Origin of the sequence: Cobetia crustatorum, assembly GCF_000591415.1 — a bacterium.
Lineage (GTDB): Bacteria > Pseudomonadota > Gammaproteobacteria > Pseudomonadales > Halomonadaceae > Cobetia > Cobetia crustatorum.
In genome coordinates, this window is the sequence record NZ_JEMF01000039.1 from 96,923 (window position 1) to 112,525 (window position 15,603).

The following is a 15,603-nucleotide window of genomic DNA, read 5'->3' on the forward strand; positions in this document are numbered from 1 at the left end:
GGCCTCAAGAGTCAGGTTCAAAGGCAAAGACTCGGGCTCAAGCTCGCCTCCTTCATGCGTCAAGGGGTTGGCGCGCCCCCCGAGTAGGCATTGAACCAGCGGGCAAGAAAGTCCGCCCGGCGCGAGCCATCCAGCATGCTCAGCGAGGAGGCGTCCAACGGCTGCGGATAGAGGCGCTGACCGACCTGATCGCGCAGTGATTGCGCGGTGAAGGGGCCAAGAACATCGCTGCGAATGCTGAAAAGCGGTGTTTCGCCCGCCAGCACATGCTGGCCTGCGCGGCTGAGCAGGAAATTCAGAAAGGTACGTGCCGCTTGCGGATGCGGTGCATCGCGATGAATGAACGCGGTACGCATCGAAATCAGCGCGTAGTCAGAGGGCATCTGCACGATGACTTCAGGATGTGACTGCGCCCATTGCAACGCATACGACCCCAGCAGGTTATAGCCCAGCCAATAACGCCCCTCGGAGAGCCCTTCAAGAATGCGCTGCGTACTGGTCTCAAGCGTGGCATTGACGCGCCCCAGCGCCTCGACCAGCGACCAGAAGCGGCCGGAGTAGCGCGAGTCCTGCAGATAGAGCACATAGCCCAGCGCACTCCGGGAGGGCGAATAGGCGGCAACGCGCCCTGACAGGGTGTCTGCGTGTTCGGTCAACAACCGCAGCACATCAGCATGCGAAGACGGCGGCAGCATCTTGCCCGCCAGATCCAGCCGATAGGCCATCACGATGGGCTCAAAAGTGAAGGCGAAGACTTCATCGCGCCACTTGGCCCATGCCGGCCATCGCCGAGCGACGTCGCTGTCGAGTCGCTGCGCCAGCCCTTGATTCACCAGCGCCACCTGCCACGGCATGGCGGAGCTGATGATGATGTCGGCACCGGGGGCAGTCTGCTCGGCAAGGGCATGGACGCCCATCGAGGTGCGGTCACGATAGTCGATCTCGAACTCGGGATGTTGCTGCGAGAAGGCCGTCAGCAGCGGCGTCGCGACCTGTTGATCGAGTGCTGCTTCAATCACCAGTCGCGAGGCTGCCGAGGCTGTCGATATCCCCATGCCCCCCACCAGCAGGCTTATCAACAGGCGCATCAATAGCCTCGTCAACAGATTCATCACCAGCTGAACGGTCAGTCGCTGTCCCGGCTTGCGCTTATGCATCTGCCTCTCCTGTCGGCAATTGCCGCAGCGTCAGGCTGATGTGCAAGCCGCCCTCAAGACGATTGCTCACCTGTAGCGTGCCTTGATGACGCTGCGCAATGGTCTCGACGATGGCAAGCCCAAGCCCTGAGCCTTCGGTGTCCTGACGCCCGCCGCGCTCGAAGGGCTGACACAGCCGTTCCAGCATTTCGGGGGCAACACCCGGCCCATTGTCTTCGCTATACAGCACAACCTTGTCAGTCTCCAGCGTCAGTCCCAGCGTGATTTCACTGCCGGCGGGCGTATAGCGCAGCGCGTTCTCGATCAGGTTGCCGATCAATTCCCGCAGCGCCCATTCCTCGCCCAGCACGCTGATCGGGCTATCGGGGAGCGACGCCAGCCCCAGGTCATGCTGAAGCGCCATGTCGCGTTCTGCCCACTCCAGCACGACGTCTCGCAGCAGCGCGCTCAGCTCCACCACCTCGTGTTCGGCGGGCAATGCCAGATGGCGAAGACGGGTGAGATTCAAGAGCTGGCCCGCCAGACGACTGGTACGTGCGGCACTGGCATGGATGTCACTCAAGCTTGATGCCACTCATCAGGAGAGCGGCTCTGCAGGGCAAACTCCGCCACGTTCTGCACCCCCGCCAAGGGCGTGCGCAGCTGATGGCTGGCATCCGCCGTGAAGCGCAGCAAGGCATCACGCGACGCCCCCTGACGATGGAAGAGTTGCTCAAGCGTATCGACGAGTTCGCGCATCTCCTCAGGCATGCTACCGGAGAGCGGACTGGCATCCTGCGACTGTCGGCGACGCAGCTGATCCCGCAGCCGCTTGAGTGGCGTGAGCGCCAGTCGCAGCGTGATGAAGATCATCACGACCGCCAACAGCCCCATCACCAGTATTCGCCCTACCGCACGGATCAAGAGATCGCGCGCCAGCAACTCGCGCCCCTCCGTGGTGTGGCCGACCCAGATCTGCACGCGAAACTGACGCTCCCAACCGGCAGAGCGCACGCTGCGCGCATGCAGTCGCCACTTCACGCCCTGGTAGTCGGTATCCAGCCAGACATCCCCCTCTCTGGCTTCGCGCTTGAGCTTGCTCGCCAGGGGGATGTCGAGATTGTTGGCCAGCACCCGCCCTTGGTCATCAATCAAGCGATAGAAGACGCGCTCCTGATGGCGGGTCGACAGAATGCTGAGCGCGGCGGGCGGCATCATGATGCGCGGCATGTCGTCCTGCCACTGGATGGCCTCTGACATCGCCAGCAAGGCATCTTCCAGTTGGCTGTCAAAGGCGCGCTGCGCCGAGCGCTGACTGGTCACCCAGGCGTCGATCAACAGCAGGCCGCCGACGATGAGCATCATGCTCATCAGCCAGCCCAGCAGACGATTGCGCAGCTTGCCCTGGATGATCATCCGGCGCCTGTCATCTCGAGGCGATAGCCCAACCCACGCAGGGTGCGAATCTGGACATCGCTGCCCGCCAACCGCTTGCGCAGGCGGCTGATATACACCTCCAGCGCATTGGAGCCGACCTCCCCATAGCCGAACACCTTGCCCTCGATGACTTCTCGCGACACCACCTTGCCGGCATGCAGCATCAGGCTTTCCAGCAGGCGGCGCTCACGCGGGGGCAGGTCCAGCACCGCGTCCTGCAGGGTCAAGGTGCCGCTACCGGCAGAGGACATCGTCAGTGGCCCGAAGCGGATGCTGTTGTCGCTGCGCCCCTGACTGCGCCGCAGCAGCGCACGCACGCGCGCTTCCATCTCCACCAGCGAGAACGGCTTGGCCAGATAATCATCGGCGCCGAGATCCAGCCCGCGCACGCGGTCATCCACCCCATCGCGGGCAGTGATGATCAGCACCGGCGTGAGATCACCGCGCTGGCGTAGCTCTGCCAGCAATTCCATGCCCTGCCCGTCCGGCAAGCCCAGATCGAGCAGCACGAGATCGAAGCCACCCTGACGCGCAGCATCGCGGGCCGAGGCCAGGCTTGAGAAGGTATCCACCGCGAATCCCGACGCAGAAAGACTGCGCTCCAGGGCGCTGGAAATGAGGGGATCGTCCTCAATCACTAGCAGGCGCATGCGTCGAATGTCTCATGAGGGTTAGGGAAATCTGACAGGTTGATGAAAGGTCGCGCTCCTACCATGCCTTCATCGCCTCAGCATTCGCGATGCATCACCACAAGAGCGCCAGCTTTCGCCTTGAACATAAAGCAAAAGGCGCTCTGTGGACAAAAAACAATCTGGACAACAACAAGACGCATCAGGAGCACACCATGCCATCCACAAAACGTCTCGCCGCCGCCCTCGTAGCACCGCTGGCCATCGCCACCGTCAGCCTGCTGTCATTGCCAGTCATGGCCGCTGACAGAAGCGAGTGCATCGCCCCCGCCAAACCGGGTGGTGGTTATGACCTGACCTGCCGCCTGGCTGCCAATGGCCTGCTGGAAACCGGCGTCATCGATTCCCCGATGATGGTGACCTACATGCCGGGCGGTATCGGCGCTGTCGCCTACAACCATGTCATCGGAGTACGCAGCGACGATCCGAACCTGATCGTGGCCGCCAGCACTGGCGCCGCCGTCAATCTGGCGCTGGGTAAATTCGGCAAGTTCACCGCCGATGACGTGCGTTGGGTCGGTGCGCTGGGTGTCGACTATGGCGCCGTGGTCGTGAATGCCGACTCTCCGTGGCAGACACTGGATGAGCTGATGGACGACCTCAAGAAACATCCGAGCGAAATCCCCTTCGGCGCCGGCGGTACCATCGGTAGCCAGGACTGGATGAAGGCGGCACTGATCGCCAAGTCGATCGATGTCTCGCCGCGCAAGCTGCGCTATGTGTCCTTCGAGGGTGGCGGTGAAGCGCTGGCAGCCCTGCTGGGCAATCACATCAAGGTGTATACCGGCGACCTTTCCGAGCTTCAGTCACAGCTGTCCAGCGGCAAGATTCGGGTGCTGGCTGCGCTGTCGGAAGAACGCGTGCCAGGGGCCTTCGCTGATATTCCCACCGCCACCGAACAGGGCTACGACGTGACCTGGCCAATCTGGCGCGGGTACTACATGGGCAAGGATGTCAGCGATGCTGATTACAACACCTGGGTCGAGCGCCTCAAGCTGCTGAGCGAGAAGCCTGAATTCGCCAAGATTCGTGAAGCTCGCGGTCTGTTTCCGATCCAGAAGTTCGGCCCTGACTTCGATCAGTACGTGAAAGCGCAGATCACCGACTTCAAGACTCTCGCCCAAGAAGTAGGTCTGACCCAATGAAAATCGCCGCCGATCGCATCCTGGGCTTCGCCCTGATGGGACTGGCGGCGTTCATCGTCGCCCAGTCCCTGAGTATCGAAGTGCCCTTCGCCTACGACCCGGTAGGCCCCAAGGCCTTTCCCATCGGTCTCTCGATCCTGATGGCCATCTTCTCGCTGGTGCTGATCCTGCGCCCCGGCCCGGAAGGTGACTGGCCATCGGCCAGCGTGATGCTACAGCTAGGTCTGGTGATGGTGATCCTGATCGCCTTCGCCTTCTTCTTCGTGCGTCTCGGCTACCCCATCACAGCCGTCGCCGCCATCACCGCCATCGCACGACTGTTCGGTGCCAGCTGGCGCGCCGCCGGCGTGACCGGCGTACTGATGGCCGGCGCAAGCTATGTGCTGTTCACCGCCGTGCTGGAAATCTCGCTGCCGACCGGGCTGTGGTTTTCCTGATTCCGAGAGGGCTTTCTCATGTTTGATTTCATCATCCAGGGCTTTGGCGTCGCACTGACGCCACTCAACCTTGGCCTGGCCTTCAGTGGCGCACTGCTGGGCACCTTGTTCGGCGCCCTGCCGGGCATCGGCCCCATCAACGGCATCGCCATTCTGATGCCGCTGGCCTATACCCTCGGCCTGCCGGCGGAATCGGCACTGATTCTGCTGGCGGGTATCTATACCGGCGCCGAATATGGCGGCCGGATGTCGAGCATCCTGCTCAACGTGCCGGGGGATGCCAGCGCCGTCATGACCACGCTGGATGGCTATCCGCTGGCCAAGCGCGGACTGGCCGGGCCGGCGCTGGGCATCTCGGCGATCAGCTCCTTCGTCGGCGCCAGCATTGCGATCCTGGGTCTGACCCTGTTCGCCCCGCTGCTGGCCACGGTGGCCGTGCAGTTCGGTCCGGCGGAACTGTTCACCATGATGGTGTTCGCCTTCGCGTCCATGTCGGTGATGATGGGCAAGGACCCGGTCAAGACGGCGCTGGGCGCCATTCTCGGCGTGCTGATCGGCACCGTCGGCGTCGATTCCGGCACCGGCATCCAGCGCTTCACCTTCGATATCCCCGACCTCTACGACGGCATCGACTTCGTGGTGCTGATCATCGGCATGTTCGCGATCAGCGAGATTCTGTTGATGCTGGAAAGCCGACTGCAACACGGCAAGACAGGCGAGCTGCCCGTCATAGGCCGCGTTTTCGTGACCATGAAGGAAATTCTCTACTGCAAGGGCGCCATGCTGCGCTCCAGCCTGATCGGTTTTCTGATCGGCGTGTTGCCGGGCACCGGTGCTTCGGTCGCAGGGGCCGTGGCCTATACCACCGAAAAACGCATCAGTGACAAGGACAACACCTTCGGCACCGGTGACATGCGCGGACTTTCCGCCCCGGAGGCGGCCAACAATGCTTCGGCAGCAGGTTCCTTCGTGCCGATGCTGACACTCGGCATTCCCGGTTCTGGTACCACTGCCGTGCTGCTGGGCGCACTGATGCTCTACAACATCACGCCGGGCCCGATGATGTTCAGCGAACATCCGAAAGTGGCCGGTGGCCTTATCGCATCACTCTATATCGGCAACATCGTGCTGCTGCTGCTCAATCTGCCGCTGGCGGGTTTCTTCGCGCGCGTACTGACCATCCCGCGTTGGGCACTGGTGCCCGGCATCGTCATCCTGTCCTTCGTCGGCGTGTATCAGCTGCACTCGGACATGGGTGCCATCTACCTGATGCTGGGCATCGGCATCCTTGGCTACCTGCTGCGCAAGCTCAACTTCTCGCTGGCCACCATCGTGTTGGGCTTCGTGCTCGGCGGGCTGATGGAAGAAAACCTGCGCCGAGCACTGGCCATCAGTGGTGGCGACACCAACATTCTGTGGCAATCTGGTATCTCGCAAGGACTGTGGGCCGCCTCGTTGCTGTTGATACTCGTGCCCTTTCTGCTGTCACGCCTTAGCAAGCGCAAGGCACAGACTGCCTGATCAGGACACACCTGCTGGCAGTCACTCAAGCCCCCGCCTTCGTTCAAGAGGCCGGGGGCTTTTTGGTGGCAAGCCAGTCGCCTGTGGCATCATGGCGCTCTCTTCCGTCCAGCCCTCCACTCAAGGATTCGCGCGTGTTCGAACCGCCTTCTTCTGCCGCCAACGCCATCAGCGTGACTCAGCTCAACCGCGAGGCCAAGCGCCTGTTGGAGCGTGGGTTGGGCGAGCTGTGGATCGAGGGTGAGATTTCAGGCTTTTCGCAGCCGCGCTCTGGTCACTGCTACTTCACGCTGAAAGATGACGGCGCACAGGTGCGCTGCGCGCTGTTCAAGAGTCGCGCCCAGTTTCTACGCGAGAAGCCGAAGGATGGCGATCGTGTCCGTGTCCGCGCCAAGGTGTCGCTGTTCGAGGCACGCGGCGACTATCAGCTGATTGTCGAGGCGCTGCAGCAGGCGGGGCTGGGTGAATGGCTGGCGCGGTTGGCAAGACTCAGGGAGCAGCTGGCAGCCGAGGGTATCTTTGCCAATCAGCGTACCCTGCCTTATCCGCCGCAGCATCTGGGTGTGATCACCTCGGCGACCGGTGCGGCGCTGCAGGATGTGATCGCCGTGACCCGTAAACGCTGGCCGCAAGCGCATCTGAGCGTGTTGCCCGTCGTAGTACAGGGACCGCAAGCGGTGCCACAACTGATTCGCGCGGTGGCGATGGCCAATCGTGACAGTGACTGCGATGCACTGCTGATCACTCGTGGTGGCGGCAGCCTGGAAGACTTGTGGGCATTCAATGATGAGCATCTGGCACGCGCCATCTTCCATTCGCGCCTGCCGGTGGTCGCGGCCATCGGCCACGAGACCGACACCACGTTGGCCGAGCTGGCTGCCGACCTGCGTGCGCCTACGCCATCAGCTGCCGCGGAGGCGCTGTTCCCCGATCAGCGCGCGTTGGCGCATCAATTGGATGCCCTCTCCCAACGACTGTGGCGCACTCAACGTGCCCTGCTCGACCAGGCTGCACAGCGTCTCGATCATGCTCGCTCACGCCTGCGCCATCCGGCACGCGACCTGACGCTACAACGTGAACGTGCCAGTGAGTTGGAGCGCCGCCTGCACACTGCCCTGCGTCAGCGCTTGCTGAGTGAACAGGAGAAAGCGGCCCAGCTGGAGCGGCGCTTGAAGCAGGCCAGTCCCGCGCGTGATATCCAGCGTCATCGTCAGCAACTGGCGATGCTGACGCCGCGCCTCAACACTGCCCTGCCACGTCGCTTGGCAGCGGATCGCGAGCGGCTGGAAGCGGCCATGCGCGCGCTGAATTCAGTCAGTCCACTCAATGTGCTCGGGCGTGGCTATGCGATTGTCGAGCGTGTCGGTTCACAAAGCCCGCCGCGGGCGCAGCAGAAAGGCAATGAGGTCATCCGCGCCGCGCATCAGACCCAGCCCGGCGAGATGCTGTCGATCCGGCTCGGAGAAGGTCGGCTGGCAGTGGAGGTCAAACGCCGCTTCAAGCCAAAGCCCTGAGCACTTGATCGGCACTGATGCGCTGCCAGACCGAAAAAAGCCCCGCTACCTGAACAGGTAACGGGGCTTTTTCATGGGCTTTTTTCCACTGACACGTCAAGCTGCTGCTGGCTCAGGCCCTTCGCGCGTGGGCTTGCAAGAAGCGGCGCGTTAAACCTAGAAGTCAGGCGGGCCCTGTTCGGCGCCCGGCTTGAAGACGCCCGGCTCGAGGTCGTGACGACCCAACAACTTGTAGAAGTCGGTGCGGTTACGCCCCGCGATGCGCGCAGCCTGAGTCACATTGCCTTCAGTGATTTTCAGCACCTTGATCAGGTAGCTGCGCTCGAAGCCAGCACGTGCCTCGGAGAAGGACGGCAGTGCATTCTCTTCTGCGGCCAGCGCCTGAGAGACCAACGCCTCTGGAATCATCGAGGAGCTGGTAAGCGCGACACATTGCTCGACCACGTTGACCAGCTGACGCACGTTGCCCGGCCAGGCGCTGGACGCCAGCAGGTTCAGCGCTTCCGGCGAGAAGCCCTTCACGAAAGGCTTGTGACGCGCAGCGGCCTGATTGATCAGGTACTTGGCCAGTAGCGGCACATCTTCGGCACGCTCACGCAGAGCTGGCAGCTTGAGATTGACCACGTTGAGGCGATAGTAGAGATCCTCACGGAAGTCGCCGTCATGCATCGCTTTATCGAGATTGCGGTGCGTGGCCGAGATGATGCGCACGTCGATGGCAATCGAAGTGGTCGACCCCAGCGGACGAATCTGACGCTCCTGCAGCGCACGCAACAACTTGACCTGTAGCGCCAACGGCATATCGCCGATTTCATCCAGGAACAGGGTGCCGCCATCTGCTGCCTGGAATAGCCCCTGATGCGCACTGACGGCACCAGTGAATGAGCCCTTGGCATGCCCGAACAATTCGCTTTCCAGCAGTTGCTCCGGCAGTGCGCCACAGTTGATGGCGACAAACGGCTTGGAAGCGCGAGGGCTGGCATTGTGAATCGCTTTGGCCATCAGCTCCTTACCGGAACCGGACGGGCCCGTGACCAGCACGCTGACATCCGAGGCCGCGACCATGCGCGCCTGCTCGAGAATCTGCTCCATCTGCGGGGAGCGCGTGATGATACCTGCACGCCAGGCATCATCGCCTTCCTTGACCGGCGGCGCCTGTGCCAGCGCTTCATCGATGGCCGCGAACAGCTCATCCTTGTCGATCGGCTTGGTCAGGAAGCTGAACACCCCCTGGCGTGTCGCGCTGACGGCATCTGGAATCGAACCATGCGCCGTCAGCAAAATAACCGGCATGCCCGGTTGACGCTTTTGCAGCTCGCCAAACAGGGCCATGCCATCCATCTCATCCATTCGCAGGTCGGACAGGACCAGATCAGGACGTGCAGTTTCGAGACGATTAAGCGCCTCACGGCCACTCCCAGCGGTAGTGACCTTGAAGCCACGACTTTCGAGACGCATGCCGAGCAGCTTGAGCAGGCTCGCATCATCATCAACGAGCAGAATATGCGCTTGAGCGTATTTCACACTAACTCTCCTTGCGTCACTTGACGGCTTGGGGACAACCAGCCATCAGGCCCGCACAGTCTTGCGTCATCTAGCCGAAGGGGCCGATGACAGATCGTGGCCAGAGGCAGCCGCTGAGACTTCAGGGCGTGCTCTGGCGGCGAGAATTGATCGATTCCTCGATGGCAGTCAATGCTTCGAGCTTCTTGCTGAGCTGAGCATTATCGGCGCTCAGCTTGCGGCGAGCACTATCGCTCTTGTCACGCTCAACAATCAGGTCACGACGCTCCTCAAGTCCATTCAGCCACTGACGCAGCAGCGGCTGAAGACGACTCGGTGCCGTCGGCAGATCGGCCTTGAAGAGGTCGGATGCATGCTTCCAGTCCGACTCGTCACCCCAGCTCAACAGCACTGCGCGTGCGAGACGACGATCGTGACGGGTGCCTTCCAGCTGCTCCAGCGTGTTTCGACGCCAGTCGCTGTTACCACGCTGCGCTTGCAGGGAGAAGGCAACCCATTCATCCAGCAGGCAGTCTTCCTCAATGAAGTCCGGCAAGCCACCGGCGCCAAGACAGCTGTTCTTCACATCAGGACTCACCGCCGCGGACTCAGTGCCCGGCAAGGTGATATTTGACAGGGCTCCACAGGCACTGAGCGTACTGACCAGCATGAAAACGGTAAGGCCCATCAGTAGTCGTTGACCCTTCATTACTTCAGTTCCTTGCGTGTTTGATGGCACTCATTGGTGTCATTTCATGTGGTATGGATAGGGGGTAATGACGGATGATCATCATTGGCAACATGGGTGCCTGGCGGCAGATCATGCTCGCTACCCTCCCCTGACGGCAGCGAACGAGCCAGTGTGGGCAATGTCAGCCGGAAACAGACATCCGCTCTGGTATCGTCTATCAGCACCAATTGACCAAATTGGGCACGGGCGCTATCAGCAGCGACCGAAAGACCAATGCCAGAGCCCTTGAGCGGCCCTTTACGCTTCACCGCGCCTTGATAGAAAGGCTTGAACAGGTGATCGCGATCCTTGTCGGCAATCGGCTCACCACTATTGGCGACCTCGATGACCAGCTGACGGCGCTCCTTGCGCGCTCTCAGCCACAGATCGCCACCATCTTCGCCGTAAGCAATGGCATTGGAAATCAGGTTGTCGAGAATGCGTCCCGTGCGTGGCCTGTCAGCATCCCAGCTCAAGCTGGCAGGCGGAAGATGCACTTTCATGCCTTTCTTTTCCAGTGCCAGCCGATGCTTGGCCAGTACTTCCTTGAAGACCTCATGGACATCAAAGCGGCTTCTTTCAAGCCCTTGATTATGCTGTAACAGATTATAGTCGAGGAGTTGCTCGATAAGCTTCTGTAATTCCTTGCTGGAATCGTCCAGCAGTCCAAGGATTTCTGCCTGATGCGGACTCAGCGGTCCTGCCACTTCATCAATCAGCAGTCCGGTACCCTCGCGGATACTGGCCAATGGCGTCTTGAGCTCGTGCGACATGTGACGCAGGAATTGCTGCTTCTGCTCTTCCAGTTCATCAAGGCGCATCGACAACCAGTTGAGACGCTCACCCAGCTGCACCAGTTCGGCAGGCCCCTTGATCACGACCGGCCGCTCACTGTCATGACCACTCCCCAGGCCATTGATCCGACGTTCCAGCTGACGGATGGGGCGAATGATCAACCAGGTAAAGAACAGCATCAGCATCAAACTGATAGAGACCAGCGCTGCTGTCTGCCACCACAACTGACTTTTGACTTGAGTCGCACGCGCGCGAATACCCTCGATACGGGCATCGACGAGTTCACGGGTGGAATTGAGCAAACCACTGGCTTGTATCGAGAAGGGGCCAAAGTCCCCCAGATGGCTACTGACCTGCGCCACGCTCATCTCGGGCATGCGCTCCAGTTCCGACAGAGTGCCTTTCAGCTCACTGACGCGCGGGTCTCCCTCACCAAGCAGACGCGCCTGTGCGTCCAGCAGCTCACGGAAAGCGCTGGCCTTGTCGGCATAGATTTTCATCAGGTCGGGATTTTCCAGTACGGCGTACTGGCGAGCGCTACGCTCCATCTCGACGGCGAGATTGGTCAGCGTACGGGCACGCCGAGTCTGGTCAACTGCCTGACGGGCGCTGACGTCGGCAAGTTCCGACAGTTCTGATAGCGCTTGTCCCGCCTGGAACATAAGGACTGCGATCGGCAGCATCACCACAAGGAAGGCCATCAGCACTAGCTGAGGCAGAGAGCGGGGACGCCAACGTCGTGACACCGTGGAGGCCATTGAGAGAACTCTATGCAGGAAAGGGGTGGTCATCATCGAATCACGTCTTCCAAGAATACCAGAGTTCGCCAGCTTCCATCGCGGTTGCCAGTTCGTTAATAAATATGATTCTGATTTAAATCATTACACTGCCACGAGACAGACAGCCTCACGACCGGTATTAAGGATGATGCCAATGACCCATCGTCGTTAGACGCACAGCGAGACGCGCAAAAAAAGAGGGCCGGCAGGGCCGGCCCAAGTACGCAGGGAACTGAAGGGTCAGTCATCACAACGTGTCTCTAGAGACGCGTTGTGATTGGTGGGCCTGTCAGGTGGTCTGCCTGTCAGGCCCGGGAGGAAAGAATGTCACCTGGTGGTCGTTCCAGGTTAACCGACATTCACGACGGACAAGGTCCGCGCTCCCTATCGGATGTGAAGCAGGGGGCAACACATCACAATGCTACTCGTTGAGGCTTTCGATCAGCAGAGCACTTCAATGACTTGTGCTTGATCCACACTGAAAGCATCAACCTTGATCTGAAGATGATGGCGGCATATCCAAACAGCCACCACATCCGGTATCGGGCATCCATGCCCGGGCGTCCGTGCCCTCAAGATACTTTCCTTGCCCGCGAAGGGCCGTACCTGTCTCATCGCAACCTGAAGTCACACATCGCGTGGAGCAGACGCTTGGCCTGTCAGCGATCACGGAGCGCACAGGGTAGTGAGTACCGTCATCGCTGTAAGACCCGAGAAAGGGCTAATTACACGGCCACTAACTCTTGCTCACAACGTATATAGCGAGCAACGTGCCATAAAACGTAAAATACATTAAAAATCAATATGTTAAAAAGAACACATGACCACGTTGTCTGTCATATCGCGCGCTTCCTCGTGATTGAGACATTTTCGCCCTGCTTTTCGTCGCAAAATGACAACACATATATAGGTTTTGGCCATTATAGATTAAATATCAGTACCTTATAGCGTCTCCTTTGCAAGACATTGCAAGATTACCGTCGTGAAAGTGCAATCTCACAACGAAAAACACCCGGCAAGTACTCCACCTTCCTCAGGCAGGAAGGCAAGCACATGCCGGGTGCAAGCAAGGCAAGCGAGGCAAAAGAAGCGCCTCCCTCTTCACAGCGTCTTGAGCAACACCTTGGATTTACGTGCCGAGTTGTAAGCTTCACGGCGCATGGGCGGCAAGTCTTCCAGCACAGCAGACACGAAGCCGTGCTCGATGAACCAGTGCACAGTGTGCGTTGTCAGCGCGTATAACCGAGTCAGCCCCGCCCGGCGCGCGCGTAACTCGATATCGGCCAGCAACTGCTCACCCCGCTGGCCGCGCCGGTAGTCATCGTGCACGGCGACACACGCAAGTTCGCCCATCTGGGCATCACGACTGATATGCAATGCTGCACAGCCAATGATCATGCCATCGCGCGCCAGCACCACGTAGTCATCGATTTCATGCTCAAGTCGCTCGCGGGAGCGGGCAACGAGAATACCGCGTTGCTCAAGGGGGCCGAGCAACGCCAACAGGCCGCCGACATCTTCAAGGCGTGCCTTGCGCAACTGCTCATAGCCCTGCCGGGTGATCATCGTGCCAATACCGTCACGGGTGAATAGCTCGCCCAACAGCGCATCACGGTCACGCCAGCTCAGCAGGTGCGTACGCCCAACGCCATGCCGTGCGGCGCCACATGCGGCAGCCAGATGGCGTGACAACTCGCTATCATCTTCACGTGGTGGTGCCAGCGCCGCAGCTTCATCAGGATTGAGCTGACGCAGCAATTCTCCGTCATCACCCAATAGGCCCTCGCCCTCGCCCAGCAGGATGAGCTTGTCTGCCGCCAGTGCGATTGCCGCATGCTCGGCGACCTCGGCGGCGTCCAGATCAAACACCTCGCCAGTGCTGGAAAAGCCCAGCGGCGGCAGCACGACAATCGCTTGCTGAGAGAGCAGCCCCTGAATGGCCTCACTGCGTACGCGACGTACCTCGCCACCGTGAAGAAAATCGACGCCATGGCGTACACCCAGCGGCTTGGCCATCACCAAATTGCCCGAGACAGCAGAAAGCTCGACGCCATGCAGTGGCGTATTGGGAAGACCCAGCGACAGACTGGCCTCCAGGCGCAGACGCAGCGTGGCGACCTGCTGCTCCAGATGACCCAGGATGTCCCGCGTGACTATCCAGCGCCCCTGATGGCGCTCTGCCTCGATACCTGCGGTTTCCAGCGCATCTCTCACCTGTGGCCTGACACCGAACACCACCACCAGTCGAACGCCCAACGTGTGCAACAGCGCCAGATCCTGAATCAGCTGTGCTCGTCGTGAAGATGACAGGGCATCGCCCTCAATCAGAATGACGAAGGTCCGCCCACGATGAGCGTTGATGTAAGGCGAGGAATTGCGAAACCAGTCCGCGAAGGGGAAACGCGTGTTCAAGAGCCAGCTCCAGTACAGGAGGGAGGGGAAAAGGATGACAATGGATCAGCCCACGACACGGCCGCCATCATCAACTCATCATATCAGCGCCGCCGCCTGCACCGCGAGCAGCGCCCCTGATATCGATGGCTAGAGACAAGAAAGGCGACCCGAAGGCCGCCTTTCTTGTCGTGATCACTGCGTGCTGTCTGACTTCATTTGCATAGGTCGGCTTAGCCGAACATGCCCTTGAACATGAAGAAGAACAGGATCGACAGGATAGCGCCTGCCGGCAGAGTGATCAGCCACGACATGACGATGGTACCGATCACGCGCAGGTTGAGCGCTGCCATGCCGCGTGCCAGACCTACCCCCAGCACCGCACCGACGAGGGTGTGGGTGGTGGAGATTGGCAAGCCAGTGCCAGATGCCAGTACCACAGTAGAAGCGGCGGCCAGTGTGGCCGCAAAGCCACGCGACGGTGTCAGTTCAGTGATGCCGGAGCCGACGGTCGCAATGACACGGCGACCATAGGTGACTAGACCGAAGACGATACCGCCGCCGCCCAGCACCAGGACCCACCACGGCATGCTCGCCTTGGCGCCGATCTGGCCAGCAGAGTCCACCACGCTGATGATGGCTGCCAACGGACCAACCGCATTGGCCACATCGTTGGAGCCATGGGCAAAGGCCATCGCACACGCGGTGAACATCATCAGCAAGCCGAAGATCTTCTCCACACCGCTGAAGTCGAAATCATCACCCGTGGCGCGATTTTTCTCTGAAAGGCGCGAGCGTGCCACCTTGCGCTCCATCAACACCCCGATACCCATGACGATGGCACCGATGACGATGGACAGCAGCAGGCTGGATTCGAAGTTCAGATTCAGCCCGACGTGCTTGAGCCCCTTGACCAGCGTCACCATCGCAATGATGAAGCCAACCAGGAACATGTACATCGGCACGTACCGTTTCGCAGCCGCGAACGGGTCTTCGTTATCGAAGATCAGCGTCTGCACGGACTTGAACAGCACGAAGGCAATGGAACCTGCCAGCAACGGCGAGACCAACCAGGAGGCGGCGATCTGCCCGACCTTGTCCCACTGCACCGCATCCACGCCCAGACCTGCCGCGGCAAAGCCCACGATGGCGCCGACGATGGAATGCGTGGTGGAAACAGGCCAACCCTTCATCGAGGCAATCAACAACCAGATACCCGCCGAGAGCAGCGAGGCCAACATGCCATAGACCAGATATTGCGGATTTTCGATCAACAGGGCGGGATCAATGATGCCTTTGCGGATGGTGTCAGTAACTTCACCGCCCGCCAGCCAGGCCCCGAGGAATTCGAACACGACGGCGATAAGAATCGCCTGCTTGATGGTAATGGCCTTGGAACCGACCGATGTACCCATGGCATTGGCAACATCATTCGCACCGACACCCCATGCCATGAAGAAACCAAACACACAGGCCAGGATGACGAGGACATCGCCGTATTGAGCAATGATGGACATAGGGAACTC

General features: G+C 60.3%; 13 protein-coding genes. 4 read left to right on the forward strand and 9 right to left on the reverse strand.

Features of this window, described 5'->3' with window-relative positions; all coding sequences use genetic code 11:
• Positions 1-59 precede the first annotated feature (59 nt).
• The 4 genes from BF12_RS0109540 to BF12_RS0109550 are packed head-to-tail and all read right to left on the reverse strand — an operon-like array spanning position 60 to position 3,223.
• Positions 60-1,157 carry an ABC transporter substrate-binding protein gene (locus BF12_RS0109540; protein WP_024952075.1) on the reverse strand — a complete coding sequence of 366 codons (1,098 nt, stop codon included), beginning with the start codon at positions 1,155-1,157 and terminating at the stop codon, positions 60-62.
• Positions 1,150-1,719: a sensor histidine kinase gene (locus BF12_RS22800; protein ID WP_248623662.1), complete on the reverse strand. Its 570-nt coding sequence runs from the start codon at positions 1,717-1,719 to the stop codon at positions 1,150-1,152. Before BF12_RS22800 ends, BF12_RS0109540 begins: the two co-directional genes overlap by 8 nt.
• Positions 1,716-2,552: a sensor histidine kinase gene (locus tag BF12_RS22805; RefSeq protein WP_248623663.1), complete on the reverse strand. Its 837-nt coding sequence runs from the start codon at positions 2,550-2,552 to the stop codon at positions 1,716-1,718. Before BF12_RS22805 ends, BF12_RS22800 begins: the two co-directional genes overlap by 4 nt.
• On the reverse strand, positions 2,549-3,223 hold the full coding sequence (locus BF12_RS0109550; protein ID WP_024952076.1) for a response regulator: 675 nt from the start codon (positions 3,221-3,223) through the stop codon (positions 2,549-2,551). Before BF12_RS0109550 ends, BF12_RS22805 begins: the two co-directional genes overlap by 4 nt.
• A gap of 194 nt (positions 3,224-3,417) precedes the next feature.
• Between BF12_RS0109550 and BF12_RS0109555 the strand changes: the two genes are divergently transcribed.
• The 4 genes from BF12_RS0109555 to xseA all read left to right on the forward strand — a co-directional run bounded on the left by BF12_RS0109555 (position 3,418) and on the right by xseA (position 7,879).
• Positions 3,418-4,407 carry a Bug family tripartite tricarboxylate transporter substrate binding protein gene (locus tag BF12_RS0109555; protein WP_024952077.1) on the forward strand — a complete coding sequence of 330 codons (990 nt, stop codon included), beginning with the start codon at positions 3,418-3,420 and terminating at the stop codon, positions 4,405-4,407.
• A complete protein-coding gene (locus BF12_RS0109560; protein WP_024952078.1) occupies positions 4,404-4,844 on the forward strand; it encodes a tripartite tricarboxylate transporter TctB family protein in 441 nt (146 codons plus the stop codon). Before BF12_RS0109555 ends, BF12_RS0109560 begins: the two co-directional genes overlap by 4 nt.
• An 18-nt stretch (positions 4,845-4,862) precedes the next feature.
• On the forward strand, positions 4,863-6,365 hold the full coding sequence (locus BF12_RS0109565; RefSeq protein WP_024952079.1) for a tripartite tricarboxylate transporter permease: 1,503 nt from the start codon (positions 4,863-4,865) through the stop codon (positions 6,363-6,365).
• 134 nt (positions 6,366-6,499) lie between these two features.
• Complete coding sequence (gene xseA, locus BF12_RS0109570; protein ID WP_024952080.1) at positions 6,500-7,879, forward strand: exodeoxyribonuclease VII large subunit; 1,380 nt, start codon at positions 6,500-6,502, stop codon at positions 7,877-7,879.
• Positions 7,880-8,035: 156 nt separating this feature from the next.
• On the opposite strand, the gene glrR is transcribed toward xseA, so the two are convergent.
• The 5 genes from glrR to BF12_RS0109595 all read right to left on the reverse strand — a co-directional run bounded on the left by glrR (position 8,036) and on the right by BF12_RS0109595 (position 15,594).
• Positions 8,036-9,403, reverse strand: a complete 1,368-nt coding sequence (gene glrR / locus BF12_RS0109575; RefSeq protein WP_024952081.1) for a two-component system response regulator GlrR — start codon at positions 9,401-9,403, stop codon at positions 8,036-8,038.
• A gap of 121 nt (positions 9,404-9,524) precedes the next feature.
• Positions 9,525-10,091, reverse strand: coding sequence for a hypothetical protein (locus BF12_RS0109580; RefSeq protein ID WP_024952082.1), 567 nt, complete (start codon positions 10,089-10,091; stop codon positions 9,525-9,527).
• A gap of 44 nt (positions 10,092-10,135) precedes the next feature.
• Positions 10,136-11,665, reverse strand: coding sequence for a sensor histidine kinase (locus tag BF12_RS0109585; protein WP_024952083.1), 1,530 nt, complete (start codon positions 11,663-11,665; stop codon positions 10,136-10,138).
• A 1,122-nt stretch (positions 11,666-12,787) separates the two neighbouring features.
• Positions 12,788-14,098, reverse strand: coding sequence for an amino-acid N-acetyltransferase (gene argA, locus BF12_RS0109590; RefSeq protein ID WP_024952084.1), 1,311 nt, complete (start codon positions 14,096-14,098; stop codon positions 12,788-12,790).
• Between the two features lie 212 nt (positions 14,099-14,310).
• Entirely contained in the window at positions 14,311-15,594 is a 1,284-nt protein-coding gene (locus BF12_RS0109595; RefSeq protein WP_024952085.1) for an inorganic phosphate transporter, read from the reverse strand.
• Between the last annotated feature and the right edge of the window lie 9 nt (positions 15,595-15,603).